At 45.8% G+C, this 20,884-nt stretch carries 20 protein-coding genes, 1 other RNA gene and 1 pseudogene; 10 read left to right on the forward strand and 12 right to left on the reverse strand.

What is annotated here, in order from left to right; translation table 11 throughout:
- Positions 1-84: 84 nt before the first annotated feature.
- From mfd to BKE30_RS11990, 7 genes and pseudogenes are all read right to left on the reverse strand, one after another.
- Positions 85-3,582: pseudogene (gene mfd / locus BKE30_RS11960) on the reverse strand (transcription-repair coupling factor); the annotation flags it as partial.
- A 95-nt stretch (positions 3,583-3,677) separates the two neighbouring features.
- Positions 3,678-4,181, reverse strand: a complete 504-nt coding sequence (locus BKE30_RS11965) for a hypothetical protein (RefSeq protein WP_076878818.1) — start codon at positions 4,179-4,181, stop codon at positions 3,678-3,680.
- Between the two features lie 284 nt (positions 4,182-4,465).
- Complete coding sequence (locus tag BKE30_RS11970) at positions 4,466-5,239, reverse strand: nitroreductase family protein (protein WP_076878859.1); 774 nt, start codon at positions 5,237-5,239, stop codon at positions 4,466-4,468.
- A gap of 234 nt (positions 5,240-5,473) precedes the next feature.
- Positions 5,474-6,013, reverse strand: coding sequence for a hypoxanthine phosphoribosyltransferase (gene hpt / locus BKE30_RS11975; protein ID WP_076878860.1), 540 nt, complete (start codon positions 6,011-6,013; stop codon positions 5,474-5,476).
- Between the two features lie 222 nt (positions 6,014-6,235).
- Positions 6,236-7,009: a glutathione S-transferase N-terminal domain-containing protein gene (locus tag BKE30_RS11980; RefSeq protein WP_076878819.1), complete on the reverse strand. Its 774-nt coding sequence runs from the start codon at positions 7,007-7,009 to the stop codon at positions 6,236-6,238.
- A 68-nt stretch (positions 7,010-7,077) separates the two neighbouring features.
- Positions 7,078-7,599, reverse strand: a complete 522-nt coding sequence (rraA, locus tag BKE30_RS11985; protein WP_076878820.1) for a ribonuclease E activity regulator RraA — start codon at positions 7,597-7,599, stop codon at positions 7,078-7,080.
- A complete protein-coding gene (locus BKE30_RS11990; protein WP_076878821.1) occupies positions 7,596-8,327 on the reverse strand; it encodes an NAD-dependent epimerase/dehydratase family protein in 732 nt (243 codons plus the stop codon). The genes rraA and BKE30_RS11990 overlap by 4 nt, the downstream gene beginning before the upstream one ends.
- Before the next feature lie 299 nt (positions 8,328-8,626).
- Here BKE30_RS11990 and rpsT point away from each other — a divergent pair, with 299 nt between their 5' ends.
- The 3 genes from rpsT (at position 8,627) to BKE30_RS12005 (ending at position 10,923) form a co-directional block, all read left to right on the forward strand.
- The gene (gene rpsT, locus BKE30_RS11995) at positions 8,627-8,896 is read left to right on the forward strand and encodes a 30S ribosomal protein S20 (protein WP_076878822.1); all 270 of its coding nucleotides are present in this window, start codon (positions 8,627-8,629) and stop codon (positions 8,894-8,896) included.
- A 233-nt stretch (positions 8,897-9,129) separates the two neighbouring features.
- Entirely contained in the window at positions 9,130-10,293 is a 1,164-nt protein-coding gene (locus tag BKE30_RS12000) for an acyl-CoA dehydrogenase family protein (protein ID WP_076878823.1), read from the forward strand.
- A gap of 102 nt (positions 10,294-10,395) precedes the next feature.
- Positions 10,396-10,923 carry a Holliday junction resolvase-like protein gene (locus BKE30_RS12005; RefSeq protein ID WP_076878824.1) on the forward strand — a complete coding sequence of 176 codons (528 nt, stop codon included), beginning with the start codon at positions 10,396-10,398 and terminating at the stop codon, positions 10,921-10,923.
- Between the two features lie 55 nt (positions 10,924-10,978).
- Here BKE30_RS12005 and BKE30_RS12010 read toward each other — a convergent pair whose 3' ends face one another.
- From BKE30_RS12010 to BKE30_RS12020, 3 genes are all read right to left on the reverse strand, one after another.
- On the reverse strand, positions 10,979-11,392 hold the full coding sequence (locus tag BKE30_RS12010) for an ADP-ribosylation/crystallin J1 (RefSeq protein ID WP_076878825.1): 414 nt from the start codon (positions 11,390-11,392) through the stop codon (positions 10,979-10,981).
- Positions 11,393-11,406: 14 nt separating this feature from the next.
- A complete protein-coding gene (locus BKE30_RS12015) occupies positions 11,407-12,123 on the reverse strand; it encodes a histidine phosphatase family protein (protein WP_076878861.1) in 717 nt (238 codons plus the stop codon).
- Positions 12,124-12,222: 99 nt separating this feature from the next.
- Positions 12,223-13,197, reverse strand: coding sequence for a 3'(2'),5'-bisphosphate nucleotidase CysQ family protein (locus tag BKE30_RS12020; RefSeq protein WP_083698561.1), 975 nt, complete (start codon positions 13,195-13,197; stop codon positions 12,223-12,225).
- 30 nt (positions 13,198-13,227) lie between these two features.
- On the opposite strand from BKE30_RS12020, the gene yrfG reads away from it, so the two are divergent.
- The 4 genes from yrfG (at position 13,228) to BKE30_RS12040 (ending at position 16,270) form a co-directional block, all read left to right on the forward strand.
- Entirely contained in the window at positions 13,228-13,908 is a 681-nt protein-coding gene (gene yrfG / locus BKE30_RS12025) for a GMP/IMP nucleotidase (protein ID WP_158073188.1), read from the forward strand.
- A 63-nt stretch (positions 13,909-13,971) separates the two neighbouring features.
- Positions 13,972-14,406: an RNA-binding S4 domain-containing protein gene (locus tag BKE30_RS12030; protein WP_406564686.1), complete on the forward strand. Its 435-nt coding sequence runs from the start codon at positions 13,972-13,974 to the stop codon at positions 14,404-14,406.
- A gap of 180 nt (positions 14,407-14,586) precedes the next feature.
- A complete protein-coding gene (recA, locus tag BKE30_RS12035) occupies positions 14,587-15,642 on the forward strand; it encodes a recombinase RecA (RefSeq protein WP_076878827.1) in 1,056 nt (351 codons plus the stop codon).
- Positions 15,643-15,772: 130 nt separating this feature from the next.
- On the forward strand, positions 15,773-16,270 hold the full coding sequence (locus BKE30_RS12040; RefSeq protein ID WP_076878828.1) for a regulatory protein RecX: 498 nt from the start codon (positions 15,773-15,775) through the stop codon (positions 16,268-16,270).
- Positions 16,271-16,387: 117 nt separating this feature from the next.
- Here the strand turns inward: BKE30_RS12040 and ffs are convergent.
- Both ffs and BKE30_RS12050 read right to left on the reverse strand, forming a co-directional pair.
- Positions 16,388-16,484, reverse strand: an RNA gene (ffs, locus tag BKE30_RS12045) — signal recognition particle sRNA small type.
- A 320-nt stretch (positions 16,485-16,804) separates the two neighbouring features.
- Positions 16,805-17,266, reverse strand: a complete 462-nt coding sequence (locus tag BKE30_RS12050; RefSeq protein ID WP_076878829.1) for a hypothetical protein — start codon at positions 17,264-17,266, stop codon at positions 16,805-16,807.
- Positions 17,267-17,800: 534 nt separating this feature from the next.
- Here BKE30_RS12050 and BKE30_RS12055 point away from each other — a divergent pair.
- From BKE30_RS12055 to BKE30_RS12065, 3 genes are all read left to right on the forward strand, one after another.
- Entirely contained in the window at positions 17,801-18,859 is a 1,059-nt protein-coding gene (locus tag BKE30_RS12055) for an MBL fold metallo-hydrolase (RefSeq protein ID WP_076878830.1), read from the forward strand.
- A 173-nt stretch (positions 18,860-19,032) separates the two neighbouring features.
- Positions 19,033-19,959 (forward strand): YbgF trimerization domain-containing protein, encoded by a 927-nt coding sequence (locus BKE30_RS12060; RefSeq protein ID WP_158073189.1) that lies wholly within the window; start codon positions 19,033-19,035, stop codon positions 19,957-19,959.
- A 193-nt stretch (positions 19,960-20,152) separates the two neighbouring features.
- The gene (locus tag BKE30_RS12065; protein ID WP_076878831.1) at positions 20,153-20,884 is read left to right on the forward strand and encodes an SIMPL domain-containing protein; all 732 of its coding nucleotides are present in this window, start codon (positions 20,153-20,155) and stop codon (positions 20,882-20,884) included.

A 20,884-nucleotide genomic window follows, 5' to 3' on the forward strand; every position in this document is an offset into this window, starting at 1 on the left:
CTTCCGCTTTTTCTTAGCCTTACCACTGCCCTCACTCAACCCTTTAGCCGCTTGTTGCTGTTGTGCCACCTCATCCTGACCACTAAGTTGCTGCAACAACTGCACAATAAATTCAATCCGTGCATCAGCTTCCTGCAACTGGGCAGAAATCTTCAAGCGCTGGCCACCCTCCATACGATACATGGTGGGTTTGGCCTGCATCAGCTTAATAATCGTAATGGCTTCAACCGGGGTATCCGGTGAAAATTCGATCAAGCCACCATTGACGTTAATGTCCATTTTTTCAATGCCAAGTTTCTCAGCCTTGATTCTCATCTGATGCACGGCAAACAGGTTTTGCGCAGGCTTTGGTAACAGGCCAAAACGGTCTATCATTTCCATGCGGATGTCGTTCAGCTTGTCCACCTCCGATACATTACTGATGCGCTTGTAAAACAGTAACCGCTGATGCACATCACTCAAGTAATCATCGGGAATCAGGGCTGGCATGTGCAGGTTAATTTCGGAGGTTAACGATAACGGTTCATCCAGATTAAATGACTTGCCATTTTGAATTGCCTTGGTGGCACGCTCCAGCATGTCCATATACAGGCTATAGCCAATTGCCTGCATGTTGCCACTTTGCTCTTCACCCAGCAGTTCGCCTGCTCCCCGAATTTCCAGATCTTCGGTGGCCAGCAAGAAGCCAGCACCCAGATTAGACGCACGCTGAATGGCATCCAGCCGCTTTTCGGCATCGCCTTTTAAATGCTTAATGGAAGGCACCAGCAGATAGGCATAAGCCTGATGATGCGAGCGGCCAACACGGCCCCGTAGCTGATGTAATTGTGCCAGGCCCAGCTTGTCAGCACGTTCAATAATAATGGTATTGGCACTTGGCACATCAATACCCGTTTCAATAATGGTGGAGCACACCAGCACATTAAATTGCTTGTGATAAAACTGCTGCATCACATGCTCCAGTTCACGCTCGCGCATTTGTCCATGTGCCACCGCTACACGCGCTTCTGGCAGCAAGCGACGCAACTCTTCTGCCGCACGCTCAATGGAATCAACGTCATTATGCAGGAAATACACCTGCCCACCACGTAACAATTCACGCAAAATCGCTTCTTTTACCGTGGGATTATTGTGCTCCATCACAAAGGTTTTTACCGCCAGACGACGGGCTGGTGGCGTGGCAATAATCGACAGGTCACGCATGCCGGAAAATGCCATGTTCAGGGTACGTGGAATTGGTGTTGCGGTCAGCGTTAGCATGTCTACATCGGCACGTAATGCCTTGATTTTTTCTTTGTCGCGTACGCCAAAACGGTGTTCTTCATCCACAATCATCAGGCCCAGATCATGAAACTGGATGCCTTGCTGTAATAATTTATGTGTTCCAATGACGATATCCACTTTGCCTTCACTTAAATCGGCAATGGCTTTTTTCTGGTCTTTGGTAGAGCCAAAACGCGACAGTACTTCAATACGTACTGGCCAGTCGGCAAAACGATCCTTAAAGTTCTCATAATGTTGCTGCGCCAATAGCGTGGTAGGAACCAGTACAGCCACCTGCTTGCCCGCATGCACGGCCACAAATGCAGCCCGCATGGCCACTTCGGTTTTACCAAAGCCCACGTCGCCACACACCAGTCGGTCCATGGGCTTGTCCTGGCTCATGTCATACAGGGTGCCTGCAATGGCATTGGCCTGATCCAGTGTTTCTTCAAAAGCAAAGCTGTTGGCAAATTGCTGGTAGGCATGCTCATCAATTTCAAATGCCAAGCCCGGTTTGGCCTGCCGACGGGCCTGAATGTTTAATAGCTCTGCGGCCACATCATGGATTTTTTCCAGTGCCTTGCGTTTGGCCTTATTCCAGGTATCCGTGCCCAGTTTATGCAGTGGCGCATGTTCCGGGTCACCGCCACTATAACGGCTGATCAGTTGCAGGTTGGCAACCGGCACATACACCTTGGCATTGTCGGCATAATCAACCTGCAAAAATTCATGGGTTTGCTCGTCAATTTCCAGTGTAACCAAACCACCATAACGCCCAACGCCATGGTCAATATGAACGACAGGTGCGCCAATCGACAGCTCAGACAAGCTTTTAACCAGAAATTCTTCTGACACTTCGCTGGTTTTGCGACGGCGACGCTGAACCACCCGCTGCTCAAACAGCTGGTTTTCCACAATCAGTGCAAATTGTTGCCGAGCGTCAGTCTGCTCAGGAGTAATATCCAGCCAGATACCGCGCTCTAAAGGTGCAACAGCAATAGCCACCTGATGACTACCCTGCAAAAACTCCTGCAAGTTTTCACATAAGGTCAGATCACGCAGGATAGGCTTAAACAGGTCTTTCAAGCTTTCACGGCGGCCTGCACTTTCTGCCACAATTAAAATGCGCCCGTTAAAATTAGTGATAAATTCCTTTAACGCCAATAGCGCATCACTAGCTCTATAATCAATCGGCAACTTGGGCGGTACATTAGCAGCCACATTAAATACACCAGCACGTTCACTGATGGGATTTTCTGACAGCACTAGTCGGCCAAAGCTTTTCAGGCGGCCAAACAGCTCATTCACGGTAAGAAACAGCTCATTTGGCGGTAAAATGGGCTGGTCAATATTATGGCGGCGGTCTTCATAGCGCTGCGTGACTTCTTGCCAGAAGCTGCTCAGACAATCTTCAACAGCTAGATCAGTGGCAATCAGTGTGTCTTTTGGCAAGTAATCGAACAGTGTTCCGCCTTCAATAAACTCATCACGCTCAAAAAATAGTGGCTGGTAATACTCCAAACCCGGCGCGGCAATGCCATCAAGCACGTCCTGATACAGTGGCATTTTCTTGGGACTGGCTTGTGGAAACAGCTCGGCAAAACGTGCACGGAATTCGCCTCGTCCCTCTATCAATGGAAATTCACGCGCTGGCAACAAGGTAAACTGTTCAATTTGTTCGGTGGTGCGCTGGGTTTCTACATCAAAATGGCGCAGGGTTTCAATGTCGTCATCAAACAAATCAATACGGATTGGTGCTTGCTGCCCCGTGGGGAAAATATCCATCAGGCTGCCACGTACTGCAAACTCACCCGGCTCAAATACGGTATCCACGGCACGATAGCCAGCACGGGTTAGCCGTTGACGTTCGTTTTCCACATCAAACTTCTGGCCTTTACGGATATCAAAATGCTGCCCCAGCAACCAGCTTGGTGGCGCAATACGCTGGCTTAAAGTACTGGCAGCAATCAGCACAATTCCGCTCTTTGGCATACTGGCCAGTAGCGCCAAGCGCTCGGATACAATTTCCTGATGCGGTGATAACCGATCATACGGCAGGGTTTCCCAGTCTGGGAACAGATACGGCTTAATGCCAAAAAAATGCAGCTCTTCTTCGATTTGTGCCACTTGGGTGGTATTACGTGCCACCATGACAATAAGCTGTTTTGAGTCTTGATAGGATTTAACCAGTTCACTCAGCAGCAGCGATGGCAATGCACCTGCCAAATTGCCAATCCAGCGCCGCTCACCTGTCGGTATTTGTTGTAAGTTGCTTTGTTCAAAGTTTTCAGCAATGGATGGCAAAAGCAGTTCGGTCATAATCTAAAAGTGATTTTTTTGAATACTAAGCTTAATAGTAGCATGGCAGAAAGTTTGATAGACACTGCTAAAAATACTACCAACAGATCAATTCATTAATTTTTCTTTTCGAGATAAGCTTTACGAGCCTGTTTTAACTGACTACCCATTACTGATTCAATGTCTTTTGCACCTGAGCTTAAATCATGATTCCATTGTCTACACATGTCTAACTGTTGCTCATAAGGTTGTTTGAATAAATAATTTAATGCCATGATCAAACTATCATTTTCCTTATTTTTCATAAAAATATCAGCTTTAAGGTATTTATATGGATCACCTTGCGAGATATCGTGCAAATAATTTTCTTTTATCAGTGTTAAGTCATTTAACACGCTTATATTACGAGTGTGCCATTTATTAAGAGCTTGTGCATTGCTTAACTTTGAATCACGGTCAATAACATCACATACTTTTTTCATATCTTCAACGCCACTAACAAAGCCTAATAGCGTTCCAACTGCCAGATCATTGCTTTCAACCTTTAGAGGGTCTTGTGCAAATACCACGCCGGGGATACATAGAATACCAACTATAAATTTTGAGAAAAAATTTTTCATAAATTAAATTTTAGGATTTGATCACTTGTTTAAATACTAAAACATACTTCTTATTTGATAATTAAATATATTTTGCACCCAATTATAAAAAAGGGACACTCGCCTGAGTATCCCCTTTATGTGCCTGTACTAGAAACAGGCGTTAAATTACCCAAACATAAGACATGCTGGGCAATGCGTATTGCTTAAATCCACTATTAACCTGCTACGATCTCAATGCAAGCCATCATTGATGAACAGCCAGAAAACTTGTAAGCAGATTTAAAAATACCATCTGAGCAGTCTTAAACTTCTTTAATAAATAAATCACGGTCAAAGCGTAGCTGTGGCCAGAACACGCCATCATCAGCACGCTCGCCAGCACCAATCACCATAATCGGGAATTCTTCATCCTCTAAATCCAGCAGCTTGCGCACACGCGGCTCATCAAAACCTTCCATCATGCAGCTATCGAAGCCATGTGCCCGCAAGGCCAATACCAGATTTTCACAAGCCAGCGCAGTACTTTTAGCGGCCCACAATCGCGCGTCTGCATGGGTAAATGCAGTCACTGGTAGCGGCTGAAACTGCCCAACAATGCTAAATGCTACTTTTTTGGCGGCGCCCAAGGTATTTAAAAATCCGGTTTTATAGTTATAGGCAATCAGGCTGTAATACTGCTTTACCGGCTTTGGAGTTTTCGGCATTGGCCAGTATTTCAGGTTGTTTTTGGCCATTTCATCCAGACGGTCAGTACGTGCCACACAGACAATCAGCTCAGCAGCGGTTTTAGCAGCCAACTGGCTCATACAGGCTTTTACCAACTTGGATTTTTTCTCCGGGCTGCGTACCACATAAAATGTCCATGGTTGCAGGTTGGATGAATTGGGTGCCAGTAACGCCATGTCCAAGCAGTCATCCAGCACAGCCTTGGGAATTTGCGTATCGGTAAACTTGCGTACCGAGCGGCGACTAGTAACCACTTTTTTAAAATTTTCAACACTAATATCAGTCGGTGCGGGTTCAAAATAACGCTCCTTACCATCCATTTGAATAGTGGATAAGGTGTCCTGTGGCATCTGGTTGGGCGAATCCTGATGTGATGAATTGCTGTTTTGAGCGCCTAAAGCAGACTTAGTCATTGATATATCCAGATTTACTATGAATGGCTTCACGCTATAACAGCATTATTAAACCGTCAAGTTTAATATTTAGGCTATTCAGTAATATTTTATAAAATGAAAGCGCCTAAAAGCTGCGCAATAAAAAGCCCTAATGTTCATCAGGGCTTTAATGAATCATTCAGCGTTAGCTCAGGTATTTTCCGGAAATGTCACAATACCGATATACGGCAGGTGACGGTAGAACTGTGCATAATCCAGTCCAAAGCCCACAATAAATTTGTCAGCAATAGAAAAGCCGATATATTTTACGGGCACTTCAACTTCACGGCGTGATGGCTTGTCAATAAGGGTACAGATTTCCAGTGAAGCCGGTTTACGCAGTAAAAACAGGTCGCGTACCTTGCTTAAGGTATTCCCGGAGTCAATGATGTCTTCCACAATCAGCACATGGGTGTTTTCAATACTTTCATCCAGATCCTGCACAATTTTTACATCCCGCGAGCTGGTGGTATTGTTGCCATAACTGGACACCGTCATAAAGTCCACTTGATGGGGTACAGTAATTTCACGGCACAGATCTGCCATAAAAATGAAAGAACCCCGCAACAGGCCAATCAGTAACAGGTTGGAGCCTGCATGCTGGTAGTCCTGATTAATTTGCGCAGCAAGCTCCTTGATACGCGCTTTAATTTGTTGCTCACTAATCATGACGTCAACATGGTGATTCATGGGATAATCTCTCACTGGCCGGGTTTTACAGGTATTGCGGGGCAACTGCCGTACTTGCAGGTCTTCGCTGTACAATGCACATTTAGCAAAAAATATGCTTTTGCATTTTAGACTGCTCAATAAAAAACGATGCAAATTGGTGATGCATCGTTCTTGAAAAGGGCGACTATTTTAACCGGAAAACTGCATTAATGTGACACAATTTGCATCGGTTTTTAATTATCAGGCATAAGTTTTATTCAGATATGCCAAAATATCCCTGGATTCATACAGGCCAATCCCTGTGTTGGGATCAACCAGATAAGGCACCTGTAAGCGGCCCTGCTCTGCATAGACGCTGGCACGCTTGCCACCAGTAATTGGCACATACTTACCGGGCTTTAAGCGCAGTTTGGCTGGCCCCATGTCCTGCCAGCGCTCCTTGGCTACATTGTGCAATACATAAGGCAATTCCAGTTCAGACAGGCGCTCACGTACCAGACGGCTGTAGGGACTACCCTCAAAGCTCCACAGTTCCAGCAACTGGTTGGGTACAGCTTTCTGGCTGTTGTGCTTCTGTGCCATCAAGCCATTAATTCCGCCAGCAATGGTTACCAAAAATCCGCCGACCGGAATTTTAGGCAGGTTCTGGTATTTGCTGGGAGTTCGGCCATTTTTACCATAAGTTTTGAACAGGTAATCAATAATATCCTGTGACTCCAGCAGTTTAATGCCAGTGTTTTCATCGACTAAAAAGGGAAACTGGGTTTTACCAGCCAGTGGTTTGACCTGTGGACGAAAGCGCGTGCCTTTTTTGGGGCAAGGGTAAATTTCCACATCCAGATTCAGCATGGTCAGTGCTTCACGCACACGGCGGCAATAAGGCGAGGCTTCAAAGTCATACAGGCGGATGGGCTTTGCTGGCTGATTGGGGTTTGGCGTGCCCATAACTCCACGGCCGCCCTCCAAAAGGGTGGCCAGCACAGAACGCAGGACTTTGGCTTGATGTAAAATCATAATTTTTCCAATTTAATTTTCCGGTTACGGTTTTCCAGTTAAATTTTTCGAGTTTACATGGCTAACGCTTATAGCCCGGTTAACTTCTCAGCAGACACCAGAATGCCATTATTGTCGGCATAAATATAATTGCCTGGCGCAATGCTAACACCACCAAAACTTAAGGTCAGGCCAGTTTCACCAGCCCCCTTGCGGTTACTTTTTTGTGGAATGGCGGCTAGCGCCTGCACACCCAGATCAAGCTGCGACAAGGCATCCACATCACGCACACAGCCATACACTATTACACCTGCCCAGTTGTGCTTAACGGCACTTTCACCTATTAAATCACCCAGCAAGGCACAACGCATGGAAGCGCCACCATCCACCACCAGCACCTTGCCTGCGCCTTCGGTAGCCAGTAATTCCTTAACCCGTGAATTGTCTTCAAAACATTTAACAGTTACCACTTCTCCGCCAAACGCCTTGCGCCCGCCAAAATTCCTGAATGATTTGCCATCAATGGATGGGCTCATCACCTGGGTTTGCGGATGATCATCCAGTAAATCACAGGTCACAAAATCGTAGCTTACAGTGGACACATTGGTCATGCAGGAATCTCCAGCGTCATGTTGAGTAAATCGGTATTGGAATAAATCATTTTGCCATGGCTGGTCTGGCGAGCGCTAAAACCGGTAGCCGCCAGATACATGGCCTGTGCCACCCGCTCCGCTTCAATAGGCCGGTAGCGCCAGTCCGCAGGCACTATATGCTGACCCAGTTTAAAGGCTTTTTGTGCCACACTTTCCATCAGGCGTTTATCGCGATGCTGGCCCAGCAGCAAGGATGGCTGAAAAATCGACAAACGCTCAAAACACAACTGCTCCACTGCGCGCTCCAGCTGACCCTTGATGCGGTTATAAAATACGGCGGAGTCTGCATTGGCACCCGTGGCACTGAGCAGTAAAAAATGCTGTGCCCCCAGTTCCTTGACAGTTTGGGCAAAATTCAGGTTATAGGTCAAATCCACCTGACTAAACTTTGCCTTGCTACCTGCCTGTTTTAAGGTTGTACCCAGTGTGCTAAAGGCATCTGCTTCATTTAGATCCAGCCGGGTTAGCGCTTTTTCAAGCCGGCCAAAGTCAGGGACCACAATGGTTTGCAGTGACTGGTCATAAGCTGTGCCCACTATTGCAGGTGAAGCATGCCGCACAACCTGATAAACCGTTCGGTAATGTCTTGAAGCCAGAAGTTTTTCGACCAGTAAACAACCAACCAGCCCGGTTGCTCCAATCACAATAGCACTTTTTTGCTGCTGGTCAGTCTGGAACACTGCCATAGAGAGAACTACCTATGTTATTGTTTTGCTGGATCATACAAGAGCCGAATAGCGCTATAAAGGCCTATTGAATAAAATAATGTTCAAGTCTGGTGGCAAAGTGCTGACAATACGTGGGTTAGTGGCATTCAGGCTTGACTTTAGGCATCAATTTGGGCAAAATTCGCCACTTGTTTACGGGCTGGGTTGTTTGCAACGCTATGCACATGTAGCAATGGCAGATACAGCCAGGCCACATGCAGCAAAGGCACATGCGACAAGGCCCGCCCATAACTAATCTATTTTTAAGGAGTGCACGAGTGGCAAACTCTGCTCAGGCTAAAAAACGCGCCCGTCAAAACATTAAAGCGCGTCAACACAACGCAAGCTTGCGTTCAATGGTTCGTACCTACATCAAAAAAGTAGTGAATGCAATTGCTGCTGGTGAACACGCTGCTGCAAGCGAAGCCTACAAGAAAGCTGTTCCGGTTATCGACCGTATGGCTGACAAAGGCATCATTCACAAAAACAAGGCTGCTCGTCATAAGAGCCGTCTGAATGGTCATATCAAGGCTTTGGCTAGCAAGTAATTTGCACCGCCATCTCGCCAGTCATTTTTAATCTCTAAAAATGATGCATCAAAAAGCTCACTTCGGTGGGCTTTTTGCATTTACTGAATAAAAATATACATCAGAAAGCGGCGCATACTTGGTTAACAAAAACAGCTGTTAACTATTTTGCCTGATTTTTTGAGCATTTTGACCAGATCATTCATAAAATAGTCATGGCAGAATCAGAAGCAATTTGCGATGGAATCTGCTCAATGAACTCTAACCCGCTGTATTACACCCCCGATCATCTGGCATTTGCCGACACAATCCGTAAATTTACCGCACAGGAAATTACGCCTTTTGTTAATGAATGGGATGAAGCAGGCACCTTTCCACGCGAGCTCTATAAAAAAGCGGCGGATATTGGTTTGCTGGGGCTGGGTTATCCTGAGGCCTATGGTGGCACCCCTGATGTTGATGCGTTTTATACCATGCTGGCCTCTATTGAGCTGGCACAGTGTAGCTCAGGCGGTTTATTGGCTTCCTTGTTATCGCATAGCATTGGCGCACCACCGATCAAAAATTTTGGCAGTGCCGAATTAAAAGCAAAGGTGCTTCCACAGATTTTATCCGGTGAAAAAATCTCGGCACTGGCCATTACCGAACCCGGTGGTGGTTCTGATGTGGCAGCGCTTAAAACCCGTGCTGTCCGTGATGGCGACCACTACATTGTGACCGGAGAAAAAACCTTTATTACCTCTGGCATTCGTGCTGATTACTACTCGGTTGCGGTGCGTACTGACCCGGATGCCAAAGGAGCCAATGGCGTTTCCATGCTGCTGATTGAAGGCAACACACCGGGCCTCAGCAAATCACCACTGGACAAAATGGGTTGGTGGGCTTCAGATACAGCCCATCTGCACTTTGATGAATGTCGTGTTCCGGTGAGCAATCTGCTTGGCCCGGAAAACATGGGTTTTCTGGTCATCATGCAAAACTTCAATATGGAACGCTTCTGGCTGGCTGCCTCGTCCTATGGTTTTGCCAAGGTTTGCTACGAAGATGCGCTGGCATGGGCCAAAGACCGTAAAACCTTTGGCAAGCGACTGGTTGATCATCAGGTAATGCGGCATAAGCTGGTGGATATGGCCACCCAGTTGCAAACCACGCGCGCCCTGCTGGAAGACACCGCATGGAAACTGGGCCAGCCTGACCAGCAAGGCTCTGATCTGGTGGCGCAAATCTGCATTCTAAAAAACGTGGCTACCCGTGCCATGCAGTTTTGTGCTGATGCAGCCGTGCAAACTCTGGGCGGCATGGGCTACATGCGTGGCACGCGGGTTGAACGCATTTATCGTGAAGTTAAGGTGAACATGATTGGTGGCGGCGCTGAGGAAATCATGAAAGATCTGGCCAGCCGCCAGTTGGGTTACTAATTCGATTGGGGTATTTTTCAATCCAACCGGGTTAACAGTAAATTATAACTGGCAGGGCATTATGGTTTGCTATAATGCCCTTTTTACCTGTTCCAAATGCTTATGTCTGTTGGTATAGCAATTTTTATTGGCATTGTTATTGGTGGCCTGCTCACCTACTTTATGCTGGCAAGTCACCGCAATAGCGCTGTGGTAAAAGAATATGAACAAAAAATCCAGCAACTTCAGCTTGCCCATCAGGAAGAAATCCAGCGTGCTGTCAAAAAGAGCTTAAATACCAGCCGTGCCACCATTAAAGGCCGCGTTGCTGAACAATTTGCCCCCCTGTTGCCCGAATTTGAATACCTGCCTTCTGATGCCAAGTTTTTGGGTGATCCGGTAGATTATGTAATTTTTGATGGTTATACCGACTGGCGTGACGGTAACTTGCCCAGTGAAGCCATTGAAGTGATTTTGATGGATATTAAAAGCGGTCAGGCACGCCTCAGTAAAGGCCAGCTTGCCATTGCTGACGCCATCCAGCAGGGACGCGTTCGTTTTGAAACCTTAAGAATTGCAACCGATCAGGATGAGCTGAAAGCACACCATGACCAGCAAAACCGACAGCTTGACCGAACAATGCTGAAGTAAGCGGATGACAGTTAGATTAACGCAAATCTTTAAACGCTACAAATCACCATCGCCGCTACCACTCCGAAATACCACTGTCATTTTTATGCATATAATCCGGTATTTGCGCGTCTTCCCGAAATTTCTCGCCTTTAAATACATTAATGATTTCTATGGTATCCTGAATCTGTGAGTTAAAGTTTTCCAGCTCAGCAGCAGGTATCCATAACTCTTGACAAAAAGAATCGCCAACCAGTTTGACTTCAAATTGGCTTAAATAGGCATCCGGCATTTTAAAGCGAGTTACATAGCCTACATAACCACCACCTTGATCCTGCGTGTTCCACTCTTTGGCAATTTTTTCAGCATATTGCTGTGTTAATACCGGATAAAAAATAGGCTGCCAATATAATCTGGGCGGAAATTTTTTAAAGCCGCTTTCTTTAATTAATTGATATTCAAATAACCCAACTGGTCTGTATAAGTACATTTTTACGGCCTACCTTAAAAATTTTGAACTTTAAACCGGTAATGCTGGCCACGCCAGATCCAGTTGACGATACTGTACTCAAAGCTTTCACCTTCAAACCACAAAAACGCGCCTTCCATCATGTTGGGCCAGTCCTTGTGTTCAATGCTGGTATGCCCTGCCATCACCGCAAACAGTGCCGCCAAAATAGTATCGTGGCTTACGGCCAGCAATAAATGGTTATCCTGCGTGGGCAGATGATCAAACAGCAGGCGCAAAATATCCTGCGCGCCCTGAACCGGAATTTTCATGCCGGGCAACTGGTTGCTCAAAAAACAGTTAATAAATTTTAATGCACCATATTGCTTGAACCGCGGTCCAGCCTGCGCAATATCCAGCACAAAACTACCCGGCTCTACCAATAAATTATGCTGGTCAATATTTAACAGTGATGTTTCTAGCTGTTGCGACTCATCAATAGAATCTTGGATAGCGGCTTGTGCCCCTTTAAGCATCTCGCTGGCGGTGTCCACGCAGCGCGGAATAGGACTACTGAGACAAGCAGCAATTTGCAGGCTGGTATTGGCTGACAGCCATTTGCCCCATTCATAGGCCAGATTGCGACCAATAGGTGTTAAGGGTAACTGATAACTGGCAAAACCATTATTGTCAGCAGCCTCACGGATAGAATGACGCGTGAGCAACACCAGCGGCTGGTTGCTTTTGGGCAACAGCGCAATGGCCTCAAACATGGAAGCAGGCAAATGATGGGTTAAAGCACTGGTCACGACAATGGTAAAATCAATAAAACTGGCCCCTGACTATAGCACGACTCAGCGGCAAAATTGGCGCTAGGTGAGGGCTTTTACAGCTTGATGGGCGGCCTCTAACGCAGGCTGCAAGAAGTCATTATGCCGCACTGCCATAAAGTGCCCATTTAATAAATCATGGCGCTGGTTATAGGCAAAAGGCCGGCCCTGCAAGTCATAAACCCCGCCGCCTATGGCTTCCAGCAAGCCCTGTCCTGCCGCCGTATCCCATTCGCTGGTGGGATGAAAACGCGGGTACACATCAATCTGGCCTTCCAGCATCAGGCAAAACTTATAGGCGCTACCGGCATTATTGCAATCAAAGGCTTGCTGGCGATCATGCAGGGCCTGCTTAAACTGCTGGTATACCTTCCATTCACTGCGACGGCTAATGGCTATCTGCCAGCTATTTAAGTGGACAGGCTTGGGGGTAATGTCCTGCCATACCAGTGCGTCGCCTGCTTCATCAATCCGGTATAGCGGCTGGTTTTTCTGGGTTAAATACATGCGCTTTAAGGTGGGAATACCAATGATGGCCAGCTCAACGATCCCATGCCGGATCAAGGCAATATTCACCGTAAATTCACCGGTTTTATTAATAAATTCACGCGTGCCATCCAGTGGGTCAACCAGCCAGAATTCATGCCAGTCAAAGCGCAATTTATAATCAGAAGATTCTTCTGACAATACCGGTATCAGGGGGCTAATCTTTTTTAATTCCTGCTCAATCAGATGGTGCGCGGCCATATCGGCTTCGGTTACTGGCGACTCATCCGCTTTGCTGGAAATCTGCAAGACTTGGTTTTGCTGGTAATCCTGATAAAATTCGCATAGCAAATGATTTACTGCCTTGACCAGTTCAACCAGCCGTTGTACGGCAGGATTGCTGACAATTGAATTCTCAGCAATTGAAGCATTTGCCGTTGAATTTTTCAGCGCTGGCTCATCTGATCCTGGGCTTTTGGCTTTTGAACTTTTCAGTTTTGAATCATCCGGCACCGGTTTGTCTTCCATCATTCTTCACTTCATTATTTACAGGAAATGGCTTTGAACATTAACTGGCAAGCGATTGATCTCGTCATGTTTGACATGGACGGAACCCTACTTGATCTGGCATTTGATAATCTGTTCTGGCAGCAGGCTGTGCCACAGGCATGGGCTGCGCTGCACCAGCATCCGTATGAACAGGCACTCGAGTTACTCAAGCCACAATTCAAGGCACAGGAAGGCACACTTAACTGGTACTCCCTGCCTTACTGGAGTCATGCACTTAACCTTGATCTAACCACGCTCAAAATTCAATATCAAGATCATATTTGTCTGCGCCCCCATGCCGTACAGTTGTTACATGACCTTAGAATGGCCAATAAAAAGCTATGGCTGGTCACCAATGCGCATCCCATTGTACTGCATATCAAAATGCAGAAAACTGGCATTAGCCACCTGTTTGATCAGTTGATTTCAAGTCATGATCTGGGTTTTGCCAAGGAACAGGAATTATTCTGGCATAAGCTGGCAGCCCAGTATCCTTTTGATAAAAAAAGAACAATATTTGTTGATGACAGTGAGTCAGTGTTACATGCTGCCCGGTATTATGGAATAGAACACGTATATGGTATTACTCAGCCAGATAGCAAATTACCGGCACGTCAGCAGTTGAAATTTCCGGCAATAGACCAATTAAATGAACTAAGCAAATACTTATTATCCATTCAGGCTGAGGAATGATTTATTACTAACATATCTGACGGAATGTTAATGAAAAAAACCCAATCTCTGGACACCCGCGCTATAGACGCCCAGTCATCCCGGAACGCAGTGCAAAGCATGCGCATTGACAAATGGCTCTGGGCAGCCCGTTTCTTTAAAACCCGCAGCATTGCCAAGGAAGCCATTGAAGGTGGCAAAGTGCATTATGATGGTGACCGCGTTAAGGTGAGCAAGGAAGTCCGCGTTGGCATGGAGCTCACCATCCGGCAGGGATTTGATGAGAAAACTGTCGTCATCAAGGCCTTGTCCGAAGTACGTGGTGGTGCACCACAGGCGCAGCTTTTATATGAAGAAACGCCGCATAGTGTGACCAAACGCGAGTTTTATAGCAGTCAGCGCAAGCTTGCCAATCTGGCCCGTCCAGACCATCGTCCCAGCAAGCGTGACCGCCGTCACATCCACCAGTTTAAGCAAGAAAATTCAATGAGTTATAGCAGCGATGATGAAGGCTATTAATACCATTTAGTATGCGACAAACTATGTCGTTTTAGTTGATTTACCCCTGTTCACCTACCCTGTTTTTTGGCATGATGTGCTTGCCCAAGTTGCAAATCAAATATCGTCGACCCAAGGCATCCACTTTAGTTTTGAAAGTAATCAGCGTATAAACGCTACACAGTTTATGAGGTTTATGAGATGGATGAGAATAAAAGCAAGGCATTAACTGCAGCTTTAAGTCAAATTGAAAAACAATTCGGTAAAAATACCGTCATGCGCTTGGGCGACAACACCGTACAAGCCATTGAGGCTGTATCAACTGGTTCCTTAAGTCTGGATATTGCCCTTGGTATTGGTGGCTTGCCAAAAGGCCGTATTGTTGAAATTTATGGCCCGGAATCATCCGGTAAAACCACAATGACCCTGCAAGTGATTGCAGAATGTCAAAAAGCTGGTGGCACTGCCGCGTTTATTGATGCCGAGCACGCGCTTGATCCACAATATGCGCGCAAGCTGGGTGTTGATATTGACAACCTGCTGGTTTCACAGCCCGACCATGGTGAACAGGCGCTTGAAATTGCCGACATGCTGGTACGTTCCGGCGCGGTTGACCTGATTGTGGTGGATTCTGTTGCTGCCCTAACCCCTAAGGCTGAAATTGAAGGCGAAATGGGTGATTCACACATGGGCCTGCAAGCCCGTCTGATGAGTCAGGCACTGCGTAAAATTACCGGTAATGCCAAGCGTTCCAACTGTATGGTGATCTTCATTAACCAGATCCGCATGAAGATTGGCGTGATGTTTGGTAGCCCGGAAACCACTACCGGTGGTAATGCCCTGAAATTCTATGCGTCGGTGCGTCTGGATATTCGCCGCATTGGTGCCGTGAAAGAAGGTGATGAAATCACTGGTTCTGAAACTCGCGTTAAAGTAGTGAAAAACAAAATGGCACCGCCGTTCCGCGAAGCGCTGTTCCAGATCATGTACGGTAAAGGTACTAACCGTCTGGGTGAACTGGTTGACCTTGCAGCCAATCAGGATATCGTGCAGAAATCCGGTGCATGGTATGCCTATAAAGGTGCCAAGATTGGTCAGGGTAAAAATAACGTCATTCGTTATTTTGAAGAAAATCCGGCTATTGCTGCTGAAATTGATGCACAGGTTCGTGATCAACTGCTGGTTAAAGTTGATCCGGCCAAAATACAGGAAGAAGATGACGAGCGTGAACCAAGTCTGGCTGAACTGGACCTGTAAAACGCCCTGTCTAAAAACGTATAGTTTTCTGACTGTTTAGCGCAACGCCTTTATGGTTCATACTATAGGGGCGTTTTGCTTTTAGACTGTTTTTAAATCAATAAACTTTATTTTTAAAGCAGGAATCAGTATGAAAAGCTTTCAAACGAATAATGAATTGCCAAAGCCTGCAGGAAGCCTAAAAGGCCAGCGCTTACGTAGCACTGCCTTTGCCCTTCTCGCCAAGCGCGAACACTCCAAACAGGAATTAAAAAGTAAACTGATCCTGTATGGCGCTTGCCCTGAAGAACTGGAGCCTTTACTTGCTGAACTAACTGGCAATGATTATCAAAATGATGAACGCATGGCGGGCATGGTGGTACGCGCCAACATGCGTAAAGGCCGTGGCCCGGCACGAATCCAGCAAGAACTCAAAAAACATCACATTGAAGCCGAGCTTGCCGAAGCAGACCTTGATGAAATTAACTGGCTACAACAAGCCATGGAATTGCGCATGCGAAAATTTGGCGAGGAACTACCGACCGAGCAAAAAGAAAAAGCCCGTCAGGTGCGGTTTTTGCAATATCGCGGATTTAATCTGGATACCTGTTTTAAGGCCATCACAAAAAATAGTCTGGACGATGAGTAAAGTCGTACAATAACTTGAAGGAATAGAAAAAATACTATTTTATCAATTTTAGCGCTTTAAATTTATCTAAGCTTCATCTTGTTTACGTTTAATCAATTTTTATCATTATGGTGGCAACCCCATCAGCTTACCTTCGGCACATCACTAACCTGCTACCGTTGCTACCTTCCGGTCCTGGCGGGGTTCACAAGCAGTCATTGCGAAGACACCAATGGGGTCACCATTGCAAGGGCAAGTATAGTGATTATTAATATTAATGCAAGACCTACGCCGTTCAAAACTTGTGCATCTGGTTAATTTTGTATAAGTTTCTATCTAGTGATATTAGATTAATTATTTTATAAAATTTTTAATAATAATTTAAAAGATACTAATTTTTTATTTATATAAGTACTATCAATTCAAATCATTATCTTAATTAGATATTTTAAATTAGCCATTTAGAAATAAATAAAGCCACACGAATTAACGCATGGCTTTATTACTTAAAATAATGCAATTAGTAAATTAATAACATCAAATTTCTTTTAAATATTAGCCATCAGATTGTCTGCTGGGGTCTTCCTGAATGGTACTTTGAGGCTGGTTTGGCTGAGTCTGATTGGACTGGTGAGTTTGATTGAGTGGTTTGTGCTGGCTGTTTTGATCTTGCCAGTTCATTTGCCCACTCTGGCCACCTTGCTGGTTCATCTGATTGTTCTGGTCTTTCTGGTTTTGTTGATTCTGCTGGTTATTCTGATTTTGCTGGTTTTGGTTCTGCTGATTATGTTGATTCTGGCTTTGGTCATTGCCGGGTGTTTGCTGATTATACTGGCTTTGGTTGTTCATATCAGACTGGTTTTGCTGGTTCTGGTTGTTCATGCCGGTCTGGTTATTCATACCGGACTGGTTTTGCTGATTCATCTGGTCATTCTGGTTTTGCTGATTCTGCTGGGTTCCCTGACGTTCGCCATATCCCTGCGCATTATTACCCATGTTGTTGGACTGGTTATTCATCGTGCACCTACCTTAACGATTAATGACTACCGGAAATTCGGTAGGTTTAAAATAGCTGCAATCATGCGAGTTAAATGTTTTTAATGATTCAGGTTTAATAGTGTTAGTGCTGCATTAGGTGAGTATAAGTAAGCCAAGTAATTTTTTATAGAAAACGTAACTTCTTATTTATTTCATAATTTCTAATAATATAAATAAAAACATTAATTTATTTAAAATTTTTCCATTTTATTCAAAAATCGTCTTTATAATTAGTTCTTAATTTTATATCTTCTATTATGTTTTAGGCTGACCACAACCCTTGATTTATGAGCTTGCTGATTTGATTGCTTTCCACTCATTCCCCAGTTTTTGTTTTTTAAAGTGTTATCAGCAAGACTAGCTACCAGCGCTAAAAATACATGCTTATTTAACAATTACAGGTTATAGGTTTACTTAGGTTTCTTTATTCATATCAAGATGATCTGCGCTAATATGTAATCAGGGTTTCTTTTCACCTGATCACCTTTTTGACTGACAACGCTGGAGAAATTGATGTCGCGCTTGCGTCGTTCCCGTCCGGTTCAACAACTGGCTACCGAGTTTAGCGGGCAACATGCTTTTTTACAGCCAAAGCATGAATACCTGCCCAGTGATCACAGTACAAAACAGGAGTTTTTTAATCCTGACCCTGCTACACGTACCGATGATCTCCATCGCAGTACCGCCATGTATGAATGGCTATTGTTTAGAAAACCAGCCCAGTGGCCAGCCAGGGAAAGCAGCATTCATTGTCCGGATAAGCCGCAAATGCGTCCGGATGCAGCACTTGATGACTGGCAGGTCTGGTTTGTAGGTCATGCCACCGTATTACTCCAGATTGGCCCCTATAACTTTTTAACTGATCCGGTATGGGCACAGCGCGCCAGTCCGCTAGCACACCTAGGGCCAAAACGGGTGCGTCCTGCTGGCATCGCACTGGATGAGCTGCCGTCCATTGATGCGGTGCTGCTGAGCCATAATCATTATGATCATCTGGATCTGGCCAGCTTAAAATGGCTGCATCGGCGTGATGGCATGCCAGTGTATACTGGTCTGGCGAACCGTTGTTATTTGCCTAGTGAAATGCAGGTGGTTGAACTGGATTGGTGGCAACAGGCGGATTTTAAGCTGGATGAGCGCATTAAAATTGTTTATACCCCGGCCCAGCATTTTTCAGGTCGCGGGTTCAAAGACCGCAACAAGGCGCTTTGGGGTGGCTTATCCATTTTAACACCAGATGATCATTGTTTTTTTGCCGGCGATACCGGCTACTCACCACATTTTCAGCAGATCAGGGAAAATCTGGGTGCTCCACGCTTAAGCCTGTTACCCATTGGGGCTTATGAGCCACGCAAGATTATGCGCGCCATGCACATGAATCCGGCTGATGCCGTTCAGGCGCATATTGACTTGCAGAGTAAACAGTCCCTGTCTATTCATTACCGTACTTTTCAGTTGACGGATGAGGCCATTAACCAGCCGCTGCTTGAACTGGCTTCGGCCCTCACCCAAGCCAGTCTCGTTGATGCTTCTTTTTTCAATTTATTGGAAGGTTATGGACGTAAGGTATAAGTTGTGCAATGGTTATGTCATCAGTGCCAACAAAAAAACTTTGATTTAAGTATGGTTTAGCTTCAATTCCATAATTGTATTGGTGTACTTTTGTAATAACTGCTTTTATTGATGAGATGTTGTTTTCTATGGCCAGTTTTTTATTTTCAAAAAAATTCATGCACGGGGCTTTGTTGGCTGGATTGCTGGGGGCAACAACACTGCCGCAAGCACATGCGGTTCCTATTGAGCAAGGCAGCTTAACTGGCACAACCAGCAACCCAGCAGCAATTACCGGCAGTGCCGCAACGCTGGAGAGCCAAGGTTCTACCTTGTGGCAACTGTACCAGCAAGTCCAGCAGCTCCAGCAGGAAATACGTGAACTGCGCGGCCAGCTGGAATCGCAGCAGAATAGCCTTGACCGTACCCAAAAAGAGGTTAAAAACCGCTATACCGACCTAGACCAGCGTCTGGAATTGCTAAAGGAGCAAACCCAGCCAGCGGATGACAGCACTGGCGATGGCGATGCCGCCCCTGAGATGACTTCCCCTTCAGATCACGCTGGCTCAGAAAATGCTAAGCCGGCCAGTGAGGCAGCGCCTGCATCAGAAAATGCCGAACCTGCGGATAGCCCAGTAACACCGCCTGTTTCTGGCACACCTTCAGCGCCGGCAACCAGCAAACCCTCTTCTGGTAATGTATTATATGTACAGCAGGATGCAGCCCCAAACGACAAACAAGTCGACAAGCAGGCTTATATCAGCGCTTATGATGCCTACAAGGCTGGTGGTGCCGCCAAGGCCATTAAGCCAATGCAGCAATTTATTGCCAGTTTTCCCAATAGTGTTTACGTCCCCAATGCCTACTACTGGCTTGGGGAGTTTTATTTGGCCAGTAATCCAGCCGATTTCGTAAAGGCCAAAAAAAGCTTTAATGAAGTCATCAACAAATATCCAAAAAGCGCCAAGGCTTCTACAGCCCTCTACCGGGTAGCTACCATTACACAGGAAATTGACAAACGCACCAGTGAAGCCACCGCGCTGATGAAAAAACTGGTGCGTGATTATCCAGGTGCAACCGAAGCACAATATGCACGCAGCTTTATTGCAGCACATCCATAATTTTTTGTTTTTTAGATAGTTTTCAACCCAAAACAATGAAGTTTTCACATTAAATGAACTGAGTTTACTGATTGCTACGCCCATCATGCTATGAATAAACCTGAAAGATATGAGCTTCACGATCAACTTTCTGGTTGTTTTGACAGTAAGCTATTTTTTTTAATTGGTATCGGGTATTAAGGATTCATAACTGATGAAAACCATCAAACCACACTCTCGCATTCAACGTGCACTTTATAGTACGGTTCTTGCCAGTTCATTACTGGCCTTAAGCACACAAGGCGCATTGGCGGCAGATAATGACAAGCCTCAGTACCGTTTGGTACAGCTACAGGCTGATGCCACCCGTGAAGTCACCAATAACCAGATGGAAGCAATCCTGTTTACCGAGCTGAACAACAACAGCCCCAGCAGCTTGTCACAGGACGTTACCCGCATTCTCAATGAAGCCATGCGTCAGGCGGCCAAATATCCACAGGTTAAAGTCAGTACAGGTGCACAAAGTACCTACCCGGTTTACGATGATAAAAACAAACTGAAAGGCTGGCGTGCCCGTGCGCAAATTGAGCTTAAAAGCACTGATTTTAAAGCCACCAGTGACCTGATTGCAGCGCTACAAAACAACATGCAGGTTCAATCCATTAACTTTAGTGTGTCTGATGATGAGCGCAAGCGCGTTGAAAATGAACTCATGGTAGAGGCCTCTCAGGCATTTCAGCAGCGTGCCCGACTGTTGCAGCAATCCTGGCAGGCCAGCGGCTATGAACTGGTAAGCCTTGATTTGAACGCCATGAACAATGAACGCCCACCGATTATGTATGCCATGAAAGCCAGAGATACATCAGGTGCCATGGAAAGCCAGAATGTTCAGGGTGGTAACAGCCAGTTGCGTGTTAATGCATCCGGTAGTGTTCAGTTGCGTTAG

This window comes from Alkanindiges hydrocarboniclasticus (assembly GCF_001982605.1).
In the GTDB taxonomy this organism is placed as follows: domain Bacteria; phylum Pseudomonadota; class Gammaproteobacteria; order Pseudomonadales; family Moraxellaceae; genus Alkanindiges; species Alkanindiges hydrocarboniclasticus.

Coding starts and splice junctions, on each gene's coding strand:
- BKE30_RS12000 (WP_076878823.1), top strand. CDS start 9,130: ATGAACTCTAACCCGCTGTATTACACCCCCGATCATCTGGCATTTGCC.
- BKE30_RS12040 (WP_076878828.1), top strand. CDS start 15,773: ATGAAAAGCTTTCAAACGAATAATGAATTGCCAAAGCCTGCAGGAAGC.
- BKE30_RS11980 (WP_076878819.1), bottom strand. CDS start 7,009: ATGATTTTACATCAAGCCAAAGTCCTGCGTTCTGTGCTGGCCACCCTT.
- hpt (WP_076878860.1), bottom strand. CDS start 6,013: ATGAATCACCATGTTGACGTCATGATTAGTGAGCAACAAATTAAAGCG.
- rraA (WP_076878820.1), bottom strand. CDS start 7,599: ATGACCAATGTGTCCACTGTAAGCTACGATTTTGTGACCTGTGATTTA.
- BKE30_RS12050 (WP_076878829.1), bottom strand. CDS start 17,266: ATGAATAACCAGTCCAACAACATGGGTAATAATGCGCAGGGATATGGC.
- BKE30_RS12005 (WP_076878824.1), top strand. CDS start 10,396: ATGTCTGTTGGTATAGCAATTTTTATTGGCATTGTTATTGGTGGCCTG.
- BKE30_RS12015 (WP_076878861.1), bottom strand. CDS start 12,123: ATGTTTGAGGCCATTGCGCTGTTGCCCAAAAGCAACCAGCCGCTGGTG.
- BKE30_RS11990 (WP_076878821.1), bottom strand. CDS start 8,327: ATGGCAGTGTTCCAGACTGACCAGCAGCAAAAAAGTGCTATTGTGATT.
- BKE30_RS11965 (WP_076878818.1), bottom strand. CDS start 4,181: ATGAAAAATTTTTTCTCAAAATTTATAGTTGGTATTCTATGTATCCCC.
- BKE30_RS11970 (WP_076878859.1), bottom strand. CDS start 5,239: ATGCCACAGGACACCTTATCCACTATTCAAATGGATGGTAAGGAGCGT.
- BKE30_RS12055 (WP_076878830.1), top strand. CDS start 17,801: ATGTCGCGCTTGCGTCGTTCCCGTCCGGTTCAACAACTGGCTACCGAG.
- BKE30_RS12010 (WP_076878825.1), bottom strand. CDS start 11,392: ATGTACTTATACAGACCAGTTGGGTTATTTGAATATCAATTAATTAAA.
- BKE30_RS12065 (WP_076878831.1), top strand. CDS start 20,153: ATGAAAACCATCAAACCACACTCTCGCATTCAACGTGCACTTTATAGT.
- recA (WP_076878827.1), top strand. CDS start 14,587: ATGGATGAGAATAAAAGCAAGGCATTAACTGCAGCTTTAAGTCAAATT.
- BKE30_RS12020 (WP_083698561.1), bottom strand. CDS start 13,197: ATGATGGAAGACAAACCGGTGCCGGATGATTCAAAACTGAAAAGTTCA.